This is a genomic window from Nonomuraea sp. NPDC049486 (assembly GCF_040676925.1).
Taxonomy (GTDB): domain Bacteria; phylum Actinomycetota; class Actinomycetes; order Streptosporangiales; family Streptosporangiaceae; genus Nonomuraea; species Nonomuraea ferruginea.
Genome location: NZ_JBFAPV010000020.1, coordinates 44994 through 60813, shown reverse-complemented (window position 1 = coordinate 60813; position 15820 = coordinate 44994). Strand labels below are relative to the sequence as shown.

Annotated in this window: 16 protein-coding genes; 4 read left to right on the top strand and 12 right to left on the bottom strand. The window is 73.9% G+C overall.

Going from position 1 to position 15820, the window contains the following annotated elements; translation table 11 throughout:
* Nucleotides 1–239: 239 nt before the first annotated feature.
* Nucleotides 240–1262: an Rv2578c family radical SAM protein gene (locus AB0K05_RS39300; RefSeq protein WP_364236273.1), complete on the bottom strand. Its 1023-nt coding sequence runs from the start codon at nt 1260–1262 to the stop codon at nt 240–242.
* A 133-nt stretch (nt 1263–1395) separates the two neighbouring features.
* Here AB0K05_RS39300 and AB0K05_RS39295 point away from each other — a divergent pair, with 133 nt between their 5' ends.
* On the top strand, nt 1396–1662 hold the full coding sequence (locus AB0K05_RS39295; protein ID WP_219544432.1) for a DUF3040 domain-containing protein: 267 nt from the start codon (nt 1396–1398) through the stop codon (nt 1660–1662).
* Between the two features lie 39 nt (nt 1663–1701).
* Here the strand turns inward: AB0K05_RS39295 and AB0K05_RS39290 are convergent, their stop codons facing one another.
* From AB0K05_RS39290 to AB0K05_RS39270, 5 genes are all read right to left on the bottom strand, one after another.
* The gene (locus tag AB0K05_RS39290) at nt 1702–3288 is read right to left on the bottom strand and encodes a penicillin-binding transpeptidase domain-containing protein (RefSeq protein ID WP_364236270.1); all 1587 of its coding nucleotides are present in this window, start codon (nt 3286–3288) and stop codon (nt 1702–1704) included.
* Between the two features lie 75 nt (nt 3289–3363).
* Nucleotides 3364–4065: a lysophospholipid acyltransferase family protein gene (locus AB0K05_RS39285; RefSeq protein ID WP_261808584.1), complete on the bottom strand. Its 702-nt coding sequence runs from the start codon at nt 4063–4065 to the stop codon at nt 3364–3366.
* A 213-nt stretch (nt 4066–4278) separates the two neighbouring features.
* Nucleotides 4279–4875, bottom strand: a complete 597-nt coding sequence (locus AB0K05_RS39280) for a CoA pyrophosphatase (protein ID WP_271278923.1) — start codon at nt 4873–4875, stop codon at nt 4279–4281.
* Nucleotides 4876–4887: 12 nt separating this feature from the next.
* Nucleotides 4888–5145: a hypothetical protein gene (locus tag AB0K05_RS39275; RefSeq protein ID WP_148031924.1), complete on the bottom strand. Its 258-nt coding sequence runs from the start codon at nt 5143–5145 to the stop codon at nt 4888–4890.
* Between the two features lie 32 nt (nt 5146–5177).
* Complete coding sequence (locus AB0K05_RS39270) at nt 5178–7157, bottom strand: AAA family ATPase (RefSeq protein ID WP_364236266.1); 1980 nt, start codon at nt 7155–7157, stop codon at nt 5178–5180.
* Nucleotides 7158–7222: 65 nt separating this feature from the next.
* Here AB0K05_RS39270 and AB0K05_RS39265 point away from each other — a divergent pair, with 65 nt between their 5' ends.
* Nucleotides 7223–7822 (top strand): TetR family transcriptional regulator, encoded by a 600-nt coding sequence (locus AB0K05_RS39265; RefSeq protein WP_364236264.1) that lies wholly within the window; start codon nt 7223–7225, stop codon nt 7820–7822.
* 21 nt (nt 7823–7843) lie between these two features.
* Here the strand turns inward: AB0K05_RS39265 and AB0K05_RS39260 are convergent, their stop codons facing one another.
* The gene (locus tag AB0K05_RS39260) at nt 7844–8212 is read right to left on the bottom strand and encodes a DUF4440 domain-containing protein (RefSeq protein ID WP_364236261.1); all 369 of its coding nucleotides are present in this window, start codon (nt 8210–8212) and stop codon (nt 7844–7846) included.
* Nucleotides 8194–9033 carry an NmrA family NAD(P)-binding protein gene (locus AB0K05_RS39255; protein WP_364236259.1) on the bottom strand — a complete coding sequence of 280 codons (840 nt, stop codon included), beginning with the start codon at nt 9031–9033 and terminating at the stop codon, nt 8194–8196. Before AB0K05_RS39255 ends, AB0K05_RS39260 begins: the two co-directional genes overlap by 19 nt.
* Nucleotides 9034–9104: 71 nt before the next feature.
* Here AB0K05_RS39255 and AB0K05_RS39250 point away from each other — a divergent pair, with 71 nt between their 5' ends.
* Complete coding sequence (locus AB0K05_RS39250) at nt 9105–10037, top strand: AraC family transcriptional regulator (RefSeq protein ID WP_364236257.1); 933 nt, start codon at nt 9105–9107, stop codon at nt 10035–10037.
* Here AB0K05_RS39250 and AB0K05_RS39245 read toward each other — a convergent pair.
* From AB0K05_RS39245 to AB0K05_RS39230, 4 genes are all read right to left on the bottom strand, one after another.
* A complete protein-coding gene (locus AB0K05_RS39245; RefSeq protein WP_364236254.1) occupies nt 10021–11118 on the bottom strand; it encodes a PQQ-dependent sugar dehydrogenase in 1098 nt (365 codons plus the stop codon). The genes AB0K05_RS39250 and AB0K05_RS39245 overlap by 17 nt on opposite strands.
* 99 nt (nt 11119–11217) lie before the next feature.
* Nucleotides 11218–12012 (bottom strand): SDR family oxidoreductase, encoded by a 795-nt coding sequence (locus AB0K05_RS39240; RefSeq protein WP_271278932.1) that lies wholly within the window; start codon nt 12010–12012, stop codon nt 11218–11220.
* An 80-nt stretch (nt 12013–12092) separates the two neighbouring features.
* Entirely contained in the window at nt 12093–13064 is a 972-nt protein-coding gene (locus AB0K05_RS39235; RefSeq protein ID WP_148031917.1) for a tyrosine-type recombinase/integrase, read from the bottom strand.
* 30 nt (nt 13065–13094) lie between these two features.
* Nucleotides 13095–14273, bottom strand: a complete 1179-nt coding sequence (locus AB0K05_RS39230; protein ID WP_364236250.1) for a cysteine desulfurase-like protein — start codon at nt 14271–14273, stop codon at nt 13095–13097.
* Nucleotides 14274–14377: 104 nt separating this feature from the next.
* On the opposite strand from AB0K05_RS39230, the gene AB0K05_RS39225 reads away from it, so the two are divergent.
* Nucleotides 14378–15808, top strand: a complete 1431-nt coding sequence (locus tag AB0K05_RS39225) for a wax ester/triacylglycerol synthase family O-acyltransferase (RefSeq protein WP_271278915.1) — start codon at nt 14378–14380, stop codon at nt 15806–15808.
* The last annotated feature ends 12 nt before the right edge of the window (nt 15809–15820 follow it).

The following is a 15820-nucleotide window of genomic DNA, read 5'->3' as shown; positions in this document are numbered from 1 at the left end:
CCTTCTTCATCTCCTTGTCCTGCCGGTTCGCCTTGAGGGCCTGCTTCTTCGCCTTGCCGGACTTCGCGCTGGGTTTCTTCTTCATGTCAGACATGGTGTCCCCCCTGTACGGACAGTGCGCCTCATATAACGCACTAACCCCGTAATACCCCTACTCCACCAAAACGCGACATACCATCAATTTGGTACGAGTCCAGAACGCGAAAAGCTCAGGCCCCACCCATCCCGCTGCCCAGGGGTCACAGCAGGGTGAGCTGCTGGGGAGAAGGCGGTGGCGGCGGCGGGAGGCGGCGGGCCCTGGCCTGGGTGGCGCGGCCGATGCCGAAGCGGGTGGCGAGCTCCCTGATCTGGGTCGTGACGCGCTCCTGGTAGGCCCTGGGCGCGTAGGCGCCGCGACCGTACAGCTCCAGATAGCGCGGCACGAGGCGCGGGTGCTCGCGGGAGAGCCAGGCCAGCCACCACTGCCGGGCGCCGGGGCGCAGGTGCAGCACGATGGGGGTGAGATGGGTGGCGCCGGCGGCGGCGATCTCCCTGACCGTCCGCTCCAACTGGGCGGGGGAGTCGGTGAGGTAGGGCAGCACCGGGGCCATCAGGACACCGCAGCCGATGCCGTGGGCGTTGAGCGTCGCGCACGCCTCCAGGCGGCGGCGCGGGTCGGGGGTGCCCGGCTCGACCGAGCGCCACACGTCGGGGTCGAGGAAGCCGACCGAGAAGCTCGCGCCCACGTCGGCGCGGTCGGCCGCCTCGGTGAGCAGGTCGAGGTCGCGCAGGATCAGCGTGCCCTTGGTGAGGACCGAGAACGGGTTGGCCGCGTCGCGCAGCGCCGCCAGGATGCCGCGCATCAGCTCGTAGCGGCCCTCGGCGCGCTGGTAGCAGTCGACGTTGGTGCCCATCGCGATGTGCTGCCCGCGCCAGCGCGGCGCGGCGAGCTCCTTGCGGACCAGCTCGGCGGCGTTGACCTTCACCACGATCTTCGAGTCGAAGTCGGCCCCCGCGTCGAGGTCGAGATACTCGTGGGTCTTCCGAGCGAAGCAGTAGACGCACCGGTGGCCGCAACCCCGGTAAGGGTTGATCGTGTAGTCGAACGGCACCCGGCTGGCCGCCGGCACCCGGTTGATGATCGAACGCGCCTGGATCTCGTAGAAGGTCATGCCCCGGAAGCCGGGGGTGTCGAAGGTGCGGGCCACCGCGCCGCGGGCGAACAGCGGCGCGGCCGGATCGTCCGGCCCGGCGTCGGTCAGACGCAGGTTGTCCCAGCGCATGCCATGATTAGAACAGAGGTTCGACAGTGATCGCAAACCAAAAGAGATCGCAATTGGCAGGTCGGCCCACGGCTAATGATCTTCATGGTTGGGCAGGAATGCGGCACAGAGCTTGCGTTCCGGAGGTGCACCCATGGCCTGGTCGCAGGACGAAGAGCGGATGCTGGCCCAGATCGAGCAGCACCTCGTCGACGACGATCCGCGACTCGTCGCACGGCTGGAGTCGTTCAACGAGCGCGCGCGCCGCAGTGAGGAGAGGTCGGCGGGCGGGCACGCGCCCAGCCGCTCGACCGTCATCATCGTGATCAGCTGGTTCCTGATCGCCACGCTCGTCGCCACGCTCCTGATCCTCGTCCTGCGCGAGGGGGCCTCGGCCGCCCTCGCCCTGACCGCCGCCTGACCCCGCCCGTCCCGCGGGCCTCGCCTGAATGGGCCGGGGTCAGCGGGAGGACGGCAGGGCGCGCAGGAAGTCGGCGGCCACCGGCGCGGCGACCTTGCCGCCGCCGCCACCGCCCTCCACCACCACCGCGAACGCCACGTCGTCCCTGAACCCGATGAACCACGCGTGGGAGTCGAGCTCGGGCCCCGTGCCGTACTCGGCGGTCCCCGTCTTGCCGTGGGTGCCGGCGGGCAGGCCGGCGGCCTTGGCGGTGCCCTTGGTGACGACGGCCGCCATCATCGCGTGCAGGTCCTCCGTCACCCCGTCGGGCAGCGGGCGGGGCTTGACCTTCTGCTCCGCCTCCGGCACCAGCGTGGGCGGCCGCCAGGTGCCGTCGGCGAGGGCCGCGGCCACGGACGCCATCGACAGCGGGCTGGCCGTGATGCGGCCCTGGCCGAAGGACTCGGCCGCCAGCTCGGCGTCGGACTCTGCCCTGGGGAAGCTGGGCTCGGTGGCGGGCAGGCCGATGGCCGGCGCCGTGTTGAAGCCGACCAGCTCGGCGGTCTTCAGCAGCTTGTCGGCGCCGAGCCGCTGCTTGGCCAGCGGCGCGAACGAGGTGTTGCACGAGTAGGCGAACGAGTCGGAGAACGACACCTTGCCGTACGCGGCCTCCTCGGAGTTGCGGATGCGCAGCCCGCCCACGGTCACGTACTTCGGGCAGGTCACGGTGTCGCCCGGCTTCAGCCCCGCGGCCAGCAGCCCGGCCGCGGTGACCGCCTTGAACGTCGAGCCCGGCGGGTAGCGGCCGTCGATGGCCCGGTTGAACCCGCCCCGGTTGTTGACCACGCCCAGAATCTCTCCCGTGCCCGGCCTGATCGCCACCAGCGAGGCGGGCTTGTCGAGGTCCTTGACCGCCGTGACGGCGGCGTCCTGCACCTGGGGGTCGAGCGAGGTGGTCAGGGACTCGCCGTCCTCGCCCTCGATCGTCTCCAGGGTGGTCTCGCCCGCCCTGATCTCGGTCGTCGGCGTGCCGGCGAGCCGCTTCTCGAACGTCTGCTGCAGCCCGCCCCGCCCGACCGCCTGCCCGGTCTTGTAGGCGGAGCCGAGCCGCCGCACGTCGTCCTTCGTGGCCTTGTCGAGGAAGCCGACGAGCTGCTGGACCGAGCCGCCGACCTCGCCGGTGTCGATGCGGTTGCCGTCGGCGTCGACGATCTTGGCCCGCTCGGGCCACTTCGCCTTGAGCGTGAACTCCGCCTCCGAGGTCAGCTTCGGATGCACCGCGGCGGGGGCCCAGTCGACCTTCCAGTGGCGGTCGGCCACCTTGAGCACGAGCTCTCCCTCGTACGTCCAGTCGCCGAGGTTCTTCAGCCGGTGGGTGGCGGTGTAGGGGACGGTGGCGCGGTCGTCGCTCTCGCGCGGCTGCCCCAGCGTCACCTTGGTGGACTCGACGCCGAGGCCCTCGCGGAGCCGGCCGTAGAGGCCGAGCTCGCGCGGCACGGCCAGCTCGGCGCTCATCCGCGCCTGGTCGCCGGACTGCCACGCGGCGGCGAAGCGCTGCGCCGTCTCGGCGGGTGTGCCGCGGGTGTGCAGCACGTAGTAGGCGCCACCGGCGGCGGCCCCCACCGCCACCACGGTGGCGACGGACACGATCACGATGGTGCGCGTACGCGCCACTGTCAGCCCCCTGACCGTCGACAGGGGACCGAGCTTAGCGGGGCGGCATCACGACGTGCCATGGGACGGCTTGTGACCGGACGCGTACTCCGGGACGTACTCCTGCCCGGAAAGCCGCTGGATGGCGGCCATGACCTCGTCGGTCACGCGGCGCCGCTCCCGGGCGTCGCGATGGTCGCCGTCGAACCGCAGCGGCTCGCCGATCCTGATGCCGACGGTGGCCGGGCGGGGAACCCGGGCGCCGAACGGCATCACCTTGTCGGTGCCGCTGAGCGCCACGGGAAGCACGGGGGCGCCGGTCTTGAGCGCCAGCCAGGCGACGCCGACCTTGCCGCGGTAGAGGCGGCCGTCGGGGGAGCGGGTGCCCTCCGGGTGGATGCCGAACAGCTCGCCGCGCTCCAGCAGCCCGGCGGCGGCGTCGAGCATCTCCTGCGCGGCTCTGGCGCTCTCACGGTCGGTCGGCAGGCTGCCACCCAGCCGCATGAACCAGCTGGAGACGGGGTTGCCGGAGAAGTACTCGTTCTTCGCGGCGAACGTGACGTGCCGGGGGAGCAGCGCGGGCAGCAGGAACGAGTCGATCACCGACAGATGGTTGGCCGCCAGGATGGCCGGGCCGGTCCGCGGCACGTGCGCCGCGCCCGACAGGTGCGGCCTGCACATGGCGTGGGTGAGCGGCACCGCGGCGAACTTGACCACGTGATAAAGCAACTTGGCGCTCCAGGAGGCGATCGTGTCGGTCCGGCCACTCACCCTAAACGCGTCGTGCCCCGTCCGGGGACGGGGCACGAGGACGCGTTAAGGCCGATGTGGCGGTCGCCTCCTCGGCGAGATGCACAACACGGCTCCAGCCGAACGGTATTCCGTGAAGGCGGTAATTTGCGGCCCGGGGGACACAGACCACATCGGCCATTCGATGCTAACGGACATCCGGCTGGAGGTATTCCATCCGGGCCCAAGATTCGGTCACGTTCTGGTCCAGTGCGGTTGCGCCACGTCGAACACCCGCTGCTCACGGCCACGGAGCGCGACCTCCGCGAACTGCCACAAAATCGCCCCCGTCGGCGCGTGGATCACGATCGACGGCCCCAGCGGCAGCTGCAGCAGCTCGCCCCGCCAGCGCGGCACCCCGGGCGCCAGCAGCCACTCCAGCGGCACGTCGTGCACCGACGCCACCTCGCGCGGATCGGCCACCGGCCGCTGCGAGCCGCCGAAGGCCACCACCGGCGTGATGACGAACCCGGAGTCGGTCACGAAGTCGTCGAGCAGCCCCGCCACGGTCACGCCGCCGACCGAGGTCTCCTCCTGCAGCTCCCGCAGCGCCGCCTCGACGGGCGTCTCGCCGTCGTCCAGCCGCCCGCCGGGCAGCGCCCACTGCCCCGGGTTCCGGCCGTGCGGCGCCCGCCTGATCACGATCGTGTACGGGTCGCGCCGCTCGTCCTCCAGCACGCACACGGTCACGGCGGCCCGGCGGATCCCGTCGGCGGGCGGAACCTCTCGCCGGTCGAAGGCCCGCAGCCGGGCGGTGACCAGGTCCCGGAGCTCGTCGATGGGCGGCAGCATCCGCTCAGGATCTCACGCCGCCAGCAGGGCGCCCAGCGCGGTCCCCGCGGCCATGGCGGCGGCCGCGCCGACCGCCGCCCACCTGCCGAGCGCCTCGCCGCGGGCGTGACCGGCGATGCCCAGCAGGATCCCCGCCAGGCCGAACGCGATCGGCAGGTAGAGCAGGGCGACGGCGGCACAGGCGAACCCGGCGGCCGACAGCACCTCGGCCGCGGGACCGCGCAGCTCACCCGGGCGCGGCTCGTCGGGGTGCGGGTCTGGCGAGGTCATCGCGGCCTCTCTTGGAGGGGCAGGTCAGCCCATCACATACCCGCGCCGCCTCCGAGGTCCAGCTCCACCGGCAACGGCCCCGCGTGCACGATGTCCAGCCGGGACACCGCCCTGGTCAGCGCCACGTACAGGAGATTGGCGCCGCGCTCGCCCGAGCGGGCGATGTCACCGGGCTCGCACACCACCGCGTGGTCGAACTCCAGCCCCTTCGCCAGCGAGGCGGGCAGGACGGCGAGCCGCTCGTCCGGCTCAAGCCCGGCCGCCCGCAGCGCCTCCTCCAGCGCCCCGGCGGCCGGATCGGCGGCGATCACCCCCACCGACCCCTCGAACCCCAGCGCCTCCCGCACCGCCGCCACCAGGCCGGCGGCCAGGTCGCCGGCGGCGCGCACGCGCAGCCTGCCGCCGGCGCGGTGCGCGCGGGTGACGGGCACGTCCGCCTTGAGCGTCCCCAGCAGCCGGTTGGCCACCTCGACCACCTCCGCGGGCACCCGGAAACCCGCCGTCAGCGCGACCACCCGCGCCTCCGGCTTGCCCAGCAGGGCCATGCGCTCCGGCCAGGAGGCCGCCGCCCACGGCGTGGTGCCCTGCGCCAGGTCGCCCAGGACCGTCAGCGAACCGTGCCCGCTGCGCCGCGCCACCGCCCGGCACTGCATCGGGGACAGGTCCTGCGCCTCGTCCACGATCACGTGCCCGTAGCCGCGCGGCCGCTCGATCAGCCCCGCGAGCTCGTCCAGCAGCACCAGGTCGGCCGCGGACCACCGGGCGCCCCTGAACCCGCGCGGCGGCCGGGCCCACACGATCGCCTCGCGCTCTGCGCCGGTGAGCGACGGGGCGGGGGCCCGGCCGGACAGGACCTCGTACAGCACCTCCTCCGGCCGGACGGCCGGCCACACCACGTCCAGGAACGGCGTGACCGCCCGGCCGACACCGCGCAGCCACGCCGCCGTCGCGGACCGCCCGCGCGCCTCGGCCTGCCTCCGCACGAGCTCGACGACCCGGGCGCGCACCCGCTCGCGCGCCGTCGCGTACGGGAGCCCGTCACGGCGGGTGCCGTCGACCACGCGGCGCAGCTCGTCCTCGCCCACCCGCCACCGGGCCGAGCCGTCGGGCACCGCCAGCGGCTCGACCGGCTTGCGGATCCGCCCGTAGAGCGCCTCGCGCAGCACCCGCGCCATCCGCGCGTCGTGCTTGACCGCGGCCGCTTCCGGGGTGTCCTCGGCGCGCACGGGCACGGTGGCGAGCAGCTCGTCCAGGGTCGTCTGCTCGACGTCCACCTCGCCCAGCGCGGGCAGCACGGCCGAGACGTAGCCGAGGAACGCCCGGTTCGGCCCCAGCACCAGCACGCCGCCGCGGCGCAGCCGCTGCCGGTGCGCGTACAGCAGGTAGGCCGCCCGGTGCAGGCCGACCGCGGTCTTGCCGGTGCCGGGCGCGCCCTGCACGCAGATCGACTCCTCCAGGCCTGCCCGTACGAGGTCGTCCTGCTCGGGCTGGATGGTGGCGACGATGTCGCGCATCGGGCCGACCCGTGGGCGCTCGATCTCGGCGGTCAGGATGCGCCCGGCCCGCTCCTCCTCGCCCTGGCCGAGCCGTTCGTCCTCGTACCCGGTCAGGACGGTCCCGGCCCAGCCGAACCGGCGGCGCACCGCCACCCCCAGCGGGTCGCGGGTGCCCGCCCGGTAGAACGCCCGCGACACCGGCGCCCGCCAGTCGATCACCAGCGGGGGGCCGCCGCGCTCGCCGCCGACGTGCCGCCGGCCGATGTGGTACGTGCGGCCCGCGTGGTCCTCCGAGCCCGCGCCGAAGTCGAGCCTGCCGAAGAACGGCGGCCCGTCCGGCTCCTCGCCGAGCTCCTCGGCCAGGCTCTTGAGGTGGCGGCCCAGCCGTTCGGCGCTGTAGCGGTCGCCGGCCACGGTCTCGCCGACGATCACGTTCTCCCTGGCGGCGTCCAGCATCCCGCGCAGCCCCGCCCGGCACCGCTCGGCGTGGCGTCTCTCCTCGTCGAGCGCCGTCATCGCACCTCCTAAGCGTTAACTCGGTTAAGATATTGACCAGGTTAACGCTTTGCTAGGGTGTGCTCATGACGGGACTGCGCGAGCTCCAGCGGCGGCGGGTGCGGGAGACGATCTCCGCCGCGGCCATCCGGCTCTTCCTGGAGCGCGGCTTCGACGAGGTGCCGGTCACCGAGATCGCCGCCGCCGCCCAGGTGTCCAAGCCGACGCTGTTCAAGTACTTCCCGACGAAGGAGGACCTGGTCCTGCACCGGATCGCCGACCACCAGGGCGAGGGCGCCCGCGTGGTGCGTGCCCGGGCGCCCGGCGAGGGGCCGCTGGAGGCGCTGCGCCGCCACTTCCTCGACGGCCTCGCCCGCCGCGACCCGGTCACCGGGCTCAACGACGACCCGGAGGTCATGGGGTTCCACCGGATGGTGTTCACCACGCCCGGCCTGGCCGCCCGCCTGTCCCACCACACGGCCCAGGACGAGGCGGCGCTCGCCGAGGCGCTCGCGGAGACCGTCGACGAGCTGACCGCGTCGCTGGTGGCCGGCCAGGTCCTGACCGTCCACCGCATCCTCGCCCGCCGCAACTGGCAGGCCCTGTCCCTCGGCGTCCCCCTCGCCGAGCAGGAGCCGGAGGCCGTCCGCGCCGCCCGGCACGCCTACACCCTGCTGCGCCTGTGACCCGGGAGCCGGTCAGCCGATTCACGTCTCGTGCAGACGCAGCCACACGGGCGCGCCGCCGTCCGCCCGGAGCACGGCGGACGACCGCCGGCCCCGCCCGCCCTGCCATTCCTCGTACGAGGCCACGACCAACGATCCTTCACCGGCCACCACACGGATGTCGCGGATCTCGATGACCAGCCCCGGCGCGGTCCCGTACGCGGCCTCGACCTCGGCCAGCACCCGCTCGCGCGCCAGCGCCCGGCCGTCCGGCGTCACCATCGTGAAGGCGGGCCCGTGAGCGCCGGCGAACCGGGCGAACTCGTCCCGCGCCGCCGTCCCCGCCAGCCACCGCTCGATGACCTGGTGATGGCGGACGATCTCGGCCGCGATCACAGGGCCGCCGCCCACGCCGCCGGGGTCATGAGCGTGACGCCGAGCGACGGCCCCGGCCCGAACAGATCCGCCGGGGCCGCGGAGGCGATCCACCGGTAGGTCGCGGCCACCTCCGCCGCCGTCGCCGCGCCGACCGCCCGCGCCAGGCCCGCCTCGAACACGGCCACGTCCTGCTCCTCGTACCGGAGCCCGAACGCCGCCGCCAGCTCCGGCCCGGTCACCGCGGCGGGGCCGCCCGCGTCCACCACGCTCTCCGCGAGCCCGTCCCCGGTGAGCGCCGCGACCGTGAGCGCGCCCAGGCCGGCATGCCCCAGCCAGGCGACGGGCAGATCAGCGGGCAGCGGGTAACGCAGCACCCCGTCCCCCGGGTGGTTGTCCGGCAGCGGAGAACCCAGCACTCCGGGCGCCAGCAGGTTCTCCAGGTAAAGCGCCGGGCGGAGCACCACGACCGGCAGCCCGGACTCCCGCAGCGCCCGCACCGCCGCCCGCCGCGTGTCGAACGCCGCCACCCCGGTCTCGCCGTCCGGCAGCCGGTTGCCGGTGTTGAACACCAGCCGCCGTACCCCGGCCGCCCGCGCCCCCTCGATCACGTTGCGCGTGAACGCCGCGACCGTCTCCGCCTCGAACACCAACGGCAGCACCACCGACGCGTGCGTCACGCCGGTGAACGCCTCCTTCACCCGCCCGGCGTCGCCCAGGTCGCCGCGGAACGGCGTCACCCCCTCCGGGACCTTCCCCGTACGCGTGAACCCGCGCACCTCGTACCCGCTCTCCACCAGCCGGCGCGCGACCGCGCCGCCTTGGGCGCCCGCGGCGCCGAACACCAGGAATCTCATGCACGCAAGTCAACGGCAGACGCTCCGATACGCTCCATAAAGCATCATCTCCTGATATTTAAGGAACGTCCGTGGAAGACGACCTGCTGAGCGAGCTGCTCGCCCCGCTGCGCCTGCGCGGCGTCTTCCACAGCCGCTGGACCGCCCGCGCCCCGTGGGGCGTGGCGGGCGAGCGGGAGGACTGCGCGCTGCTGCACTACGTCCAGGAAGGCGCCTGCCTGGTCGAACTGCCGGAGCGGACGGTGCGCCTCGAAGCGGGCGACCTGGCCGTGTTCCCGCACGGCACCGCCCACACGCTCGCCGACGCCCCGGGCCGCGCGACGATCCCCCTGGCCCGGCTGCTCCCCGCGCGGGAACCCGGCGCCATCGGCACCGTCCGCATCGACGGGCCGGGGCCGGCCACCACCCTGCTCTGCGGCGGCCTGCACTACGACGCCTCCGCCGCCGCCCCGCTGTACCGGTCGCTGCCGCCGGTGCTGGTGCTGCCGTCGGCCGCGGTGGCCGGCCAGCCCCTGCTCGGCGACACGCTCGCGCACCTGGCAGGGGAGTGTGACCAGGCGGAGCCGGGACTCGCGCTGGTGGCGCTGCGCGGCTTCGAGCTGGCGTACGTGCTGGCCCTGCGCGCCGCCCTGACCTCGCTCGGCGACGTACCGGTGCTGCCGGCCCTGCGCCACCCGGCGATCGCGCCCGCCCTGCTGGCCGTGCACACCCGTTTCGCCGAGCCGTGGACGCTCACCGGGCTGGCGGCGGAGGCGGGGCTGTCCAGATCGGCGTTCGCGGCCACGTTCCGCGAGCTGATGGGGGAGCCGCCGATGCGGCACCTGACGGCCCGCCGCATGCAGGAGGCCGCTCGCCTCCTCGCCACCACGTCCCTGTCCCACGAGACCATCGCCCGGCGCGTGGGTTACGGGTCCGCGGTCGGCTTCCACCTGGCCTTCAAGCAGTGGTACGCGAGCACCCCCGGCGCGTTCAGGCGGGAGCGCGGCGTCAGCCGGCGGGGATGAGCTCGACCCGGATGATCCGATCGTCTCCCGGGCGCGGGTCGGTCCCGCCCCAGGTCGCCCGGTCGGTGTTGGACGTCACGATCCACAGCGCCCCGTCGGGGGCGACCTCGACCGTGCGGATGCGGCCGTACTCGCCCGCGTAGTGCCCGATCGGTTCGCCGGCGGCCTTGCCCCCGTCGACGGGCAGCTGCCACAGCCGCTGCCCGCCCAGTGCCCCCATCCAGAGGGAGCCGTGCGCGTAGGCGACGCCCGACGGCGACGCCTCGTCGGGGTGGAGCGTGAAGATCGGCGGCTCACCGGTGTCGCCCTCGACGCCCTCGGTCTCGGGCCACCCGTAGTCCAGCCCCGGCCGCAGCACGTTGACCTCGTCCCAGGTGCGGTGGCCGAGCTCGGAGGCGTAGGCCGTCCCGCCGGGGCCGAAGGCGATGCCCTGGACGTTGCGGTGCCCGGAGGAGTAGATCGCGGTCCCGGACGGGTTGTCGCCGGGGATCGAACCGTCGAGCCCGACGCGGAGGATCTTGCCGTTCAGCGACGCGTCGTCGGCGGCCTTCTCCGGGTCGAACGCGTCACCGGTGCCGATCCACAGGTGGCCGTCCGGGCCGATCCGCAGCCGGCCACCGTGGTGGCGGTCCGCGGTGCCGATGCCGTCGAGGACGACGCGGGCCCGCCGCAGCGATCGGAAGTCCTCGCCGACCTCCAGCGCGACGACGCGGTTGGTTCGCACCCCGGAGACGTACGCGAAGATCGTCCGGTCGTGCGCGAAACCGGGTGACACCGCCAGGCCGAGCAGGCCGCCCTCGGCGCCGGCCGCCACATCGGGCACCACACCGACCACGGCGGCGGAGCCGCCTGCGGCGGGGACGCGCAGGATCCGTCCCGTCAGCCGTTCGGAGACCAGCGCGGATGCGTCAGGGAGGAAGGCCAGGCCCCAGGGGGCGCTCAGGCCGGTGACGAGCTCGGTCCGCTCGCCCGGCCGCGCGACCGCCTGCTCCGACCGCGCCGGGGCCGGGGCGCACCCGGTCAGCCCGATCACGGTCGCGACGGCCGCCATGAGGACCGGGATCTTCAGTTTCGCGTCCATGACTCCTCCGCGGCGTTGATATCAGCGATAGCATCGCACAGTTTCCGCCGATACGGAACAGTGCTAACAATTTATCGATATCGCCGATTCGCGGAGGGGTCAGGGAATGATGGAGTCGACGTAGCCGCCGTCCACCCGGACCGCCGCCCCCGTGGTGGCCGAGGCCAGGGGAGAGGCCAGATAGGCCACCACGTTGGCGATCTCCTCGGGCTCGATCAGCCTCTGGAGCAGCGACAGCGGCCGGTGCTCGCGCATGAACGCGCGCTGCGCCTCCTCCCAGGGCAACGACCGGTCCACGAGCTGGTAGACGAACTCCTCGACGCCACCGGTGCGGGTCGGGCCGGCGATGACCGCGTTCACGGTGACGCCGCTGCCCGCGGCGTGCTTGGCGAAGCCGCGGGAGACCGCGAGCAGCGCGGTCTTGCTCGCGCCGTAGTGGATCATCTCCTCGGGGATCACGATCGCCGAGTCGCTGGCGATGTTGAGCACCCGGCCCCAGCCGCGCTCGACCATCCCCGGCAGGTAATGGCGGATGAGCCGCACGCCGGCCAGGACGTTGACCTCCCAGTAGCGCCGCCACTCGGCGTCGGTGATCTCCAGGGCCGGCGTGGCGCCGAAGACACCGAGGTTGTTGACCAGGATGTCGGCCGAGGGCACGACCCCGGTGACCGCCGCCGCGCCGTCCTCGGTCGCCAGGTCGCCCGGCGCGGCGAAGAACCGGCCGGCGCCCGCGTCCGCGGCCAGGGCCGCCACGGCGTCGCCGACGGTCTCGGCACGGCGGCCGTTGATCCCGACGCGGGCTCCGGCGTCGGCGAGCCGGCGCGCGATCGCCGCCCCGATGCCCTGCGTGGAGCCGGTCACGAGCGCGGTCCTGCCGGTGAGGTCGAGCGTGATCATGCCGTTCACGCTATACCCGCGGGCCCCGGACGAGCCGGATCCCCGCAGGCCGGGAGGGTCCGCGCCCGGCCCGGCCGTCAGGCCAGCGGGCGCGGGGGCGGCAGGCGGAGACGGTCGACCGCGTCGCGGCGGGTCTTCTCGGGACGGCGGTCGTAACGTGCCGTGGTCGCCGGCGACGAGTGGCCCACCAGCGCCTGCGCCGTGGCCAGGTCCACGCCCGCGTCCAGGAGCTCGCCGATGAACGTGCGCCGGAAGTCGTGCGCGGTCCGGGGGGAGGCGCCCGCCGAGGCCAGCCGCCGGGCCAGGATGTCGGCGACGCCCTGGCCGGTCAGCGGCACCGGCCGGCCGTCGCGGCACCGCAGCCGGCCCGCCTTGCTGATCGGGCTGAACAACGCGCCCGCCGCGCGTCCCCGTACCGCCAGCCAGCGCTCCACCAGCCCGAGCGCGTCCGGCGTGAGGTAGACGAGGCGCTCCTTGTCGCGCTTGCCGCGCACCCGCAGCGACCGCGCGCCCGGGTCGTAGTCGGCGAGCGCCAGCCCGCAGACCTCGGCCCGGCGGCAGCCCGTCGAGTAGAGCACCGCGATCAGCGCCGCGTCGCGCTTCCCGGCCGCCGAGTCGTCGCAGGCCGACAGCGCCGCGCCCACCACCTCCGGCGGCACGTGCTGCCCCACCGGCAGCCGGGTCTGCCGCACCGGAGCCAGGTCGGCGGCCCGCGCGTAGTCCTCCGCGCCGGTCTGCCCGAGCCGCCACGCCTCCTTCAGCACCCGCCGCAGCGCGACCAGGTGCTTGTTGACGTACGCGGCCGACCAGCCCCGCTCGACCAGCATCGTGCGGATGCGCACCGTGTGCTCGTAGCGCAGCAGGTGCCACGGCTGGCCCGCCCCGGTCGCGTTCTCGTCGCCGGTGAGCAGCCGGGCCAGCCGGTCGAGGCAGCCGCGCATCGTCCGGCGCGACTCGGAGCTGGTCAGCGAGTCGAGATAGACGTGGTACGGGTCGCGGGCGGGCTCGACGTTCGGCGCCGCCACCTCGGGCACGGCGGGCAGGCTCACCCGCCCGATCTTAATGGCGGCGCCGTCCGTTCACAGGAGCGCGTCGAGCAGGCGGTCCACGTCCGACCGGTCGTTGTAGTGCACCAGGCCCGCCCGCACCGCGCTGCCCGCGTCGCGGATGCCGAGCACGGCCGTCAGCTCCCAGGCGTAGTTGTGGCCGTTCCACACGTTCACCCGGCGCGCCGCCAGGTGCTCGGCCACCTCGCGCGGCGTCTTGCCCGCGACCGTGAAGTAGGCGGTGGCCGTGCGCCGGGCCGGCTTGCCGTACACCGTGACGTGCGGCATCGACTCCAGGCCCGCCAGCAGGTGGCCGAACAGCTCCAGCTCGTGCTCCTCCGCCGCGGCCATCGAGGCCAGCAGCCGCTCGCGCCGCGTCCCCGTGCCCGGCACCATCGCCGCCAGGTGGTCCACGGCCGCGGTCACCCCGGCCAGGTCGGCGAAGGCGGCCGTGCCCCGCTCGAACCGTTCGGGCACCTCGTCGGACGAGGACGCCAGTTTGTCCGGCCGGACCGTCTCCAGCAGCGCCGGGTCGGCGATCACCGCGCCGATGTGCGGCCCCGACCACTTGTAGGCGCTCGTGGCGTAGAAGTCGGCGCCCAGCGCCTTCATGTCCACCGGCCCGTGCGCGGTCGCGTGCACCCCGTCCACGTACGTGAGCGCGCCCGCCTCGTGCGCCAGCGCGCAGATCGCGGCCACGTCGGGGCGGGTGCCGAGCACGTTGCTCGCCGCCGTCACCGCCACCAGCCGGGTGCGCGGCCCGATCAGGTCCGCGTACTGCTCCACCGGCAGCTCCCCGGTGACCGGGTCCACCTCCGCCCACCGCACCGTCGCCCCGGTGTGCACCCACGGCCGCACGTTGGCGTCGTGGTCGAGCCGCGACAGCACCACCTCGTCGCCCGGCCCCCACTCCTTGGCCAGCGCTCCGGCCAGCCGGTACGTGAGCGTCGTCATGTTCGGCCCCAGGACGACCCCGTCAGGGTGACCGCCCACCAGGTCGGCCACCGCCGCCCGGCAGCCCGCCACGATCGCGTCCGACCGGTGGCTGGCGGGGAAGGCGCCGCCCACGTTGCCGATGCCCTGACGGTAGGCGCCGGCGATGGCGTCGATGACCGGCTGCGGCACCTGGGTGCCCGCCGCGCCGTCGAGGTAGGCGTACCCGTCGGCCAGCGCCGGATAGGCCGCGCGCACTGATGCGAGAGGAAAAGTCATGATGCCATCATGCTCTCGCGCGAAGCCGTCAACCGAGCCACCCACGGGACCCCGGCTTGCCCGCGGCGGGACATAGATGGTTGGGTCAGGGCAGAGGTGAACCCATGCCACAGCTTTCCGCCCTGGACGCGCAGTTTCTCCACTTCGAGACCGCGACCAACGTGGCCAACATCGCCGGACTGGCCATCCTGGACGGCGAGCTCAACCGTGCCGACCTGCAGGACCTGCTGCAGGCGCGGCTCCCGTACGTGCCCGCGCTGCGCCGCAAGCTGGCCCCGGTGCCGCTCGGCCTGGACCACCCGTACTGGGAGCAGGAGGACGATCTCGACCTCGACTACCACGTACGCGAGATCGGCCTGCCGCCGGGCGGCGACGACCGGCAGCTCGCCGAGCAGGTGTCGAGGCTGCACGCGCGCGCTCTGGACCGGTCGCGGCCGTTGTGGGAGATCTACCTGATCCACGGGCTGGCCGGCGGCCGCACCGGCCTCTACACGAAGATCCACCACGCGGCCGTGGACGGCGTCGGCGGCGCGGACGTGCTGGCCGCGCTGCTCGACCTGGCGCCCACGCCCGCGCCGCCGCCCCCGCACGCGCCCGAGCGGGACGAGCCGCCGCCCGGGGCCGCCGAGATGCTGCTGCGCGGCCTGGCCAGGATGGCGCTGAACCCGGCGCACGCGGTGCGGTTCATCGCGCAGGCGGTGCCGCACATGGACGAGATCCCGGTCCTGTCCTCCCTGCCCGGCAGCCACACGCTGTCCGGGCTGGCCCGCAAGGCCGCCGGGGTGGGACAGGTGCCCGACCTGCCGGCGTCGCCGGCGCCCTGGACGCCGTTCAGCGGTCCCGTCTCCCAGCATCGGCGCTTCGCGTTCGTGTCGCTGCCGCTGGCCGAGATCAAGGCGGTGCGCAAGCGGTTCGAGGTGACGGTCAACGACGTGGTCATGGCCGTGTGCGCGGGCGCGCTGCGTCGCTGGATGGCCGCGCACGGCGGAGCGCCCGACCGGCCGCTGGTGGCCGGGGTGCCGTTCTCGCTCCGCGAGCTCGGTGACGAGCAGGCGGGCAACCAGGTCACGCTCGTGCCCGCGCCGCTGGCCGCGCACGTGGACGACCCGGTGGAGCGGCTGCGTGACGTGCGCGACGTGATGTGCCGGATCAAGGACCGGTTCGGGCTGGCGCCGGCGCGGTGGCTGCGCGAGTTCAGCGAGTCGATGCCGGCCGCCCTCATGGGGTTGGCCTCCCGGTCGGCGTTCGGGCTGCTCGGCCAGACGGCGCCGCCGATCAACGTGATGGTCTCGAACGTGCCGGGCCCGCAGTTCCCGCTGTACGTGTGCGGCGCGCGGCTGCTCTCCTTCTACCCGGTCTCGGTGATCACCGACATGAGCGGCGGGGTCAACATCACCGCCTTCTCCTACGACGGGTCGGTCGACTTCGGCGTGGTCACCGACCGGGTGATGGTGCCGGACGCGTGGGAGCTCACCGGTTACCTGCGCGACTCCCTCGACGAGCTGCTCGACGCGGAGGCGTCCTTCAAGCGATGAGGCGCACCCGGC

Coding starts and splice junctions, on each gene's coding strand:
- AB0K05_RS39300 (WP_364236273.1), bottom strand. CDS start 1,262: ATGCGCTGGGACAACCTGCGTCTGACCGACGCCGGGCCGGACGATCCG.
- AB0K05_RS39295 (WP_219544432.1), top strand. CDS start 1,396: ATGGCCTGGTCGCAGGACGAAGAGCGGATGCTGGCCCAGATCGAGCAG.
- AB0K05_RS39280 (WP_271278923.1), bottom strand. CDS start 4,875: ATGCTGCCGCCCATCGACGAGCTCCGGGACCTGGTCACCGCCCGGCTG.
- AB0K05_RS39275 (WP_148031924.1), bottom strand. CDS start 5,145: ATGACCTCGCCAGACCCGCACCCCGACGAGCCGCGCCCGGGTGAGCTG.
- AB0K05_RS39270 (WP_364236266.1), bottom strand. CDS start 7,157: ATGACGGCGCTCGACGAGGAGAGACGCCACGCCGAGCGGTGCCGGGCG.
- AB0K05_RS39265 (WP_364236264.1), top strand. CDS start 7,223: ATGACGGGACTGCGCGAGCTCCAGCGGCGGCGGGTGCGGGAGACGATC.
- AB0K05_RS39255 (WP_364236259.1), bottom strand. CDS start 9,033: ATGAGATTCCTGGTGTTCGGCGCCGCGGGCGCCCAAGGCGGCGCGGTC.
- AB0K05_RS39245 (WP_364236254.1), bottom strand. CDS start 11,118: ATGGACGCGAAACTGAAGATCCCGGTCCTCATGGCGGCCGTCGCGACC.
- AB0K05_RS39230 (WP_364236250.1), bottom strand. CDS start 14,273: ATGACTTTTCCTCTCGCATCAGTGCGCGCGGCCTATCCGGCGCTGGCC.
- AB0K05_RS39225 (WP_271278915.1), top strand. CDS start 14,378: ATGCCACAGCTTTCCGCCCTGGACGCGCAGTTTCTCCACTTCGAGACC.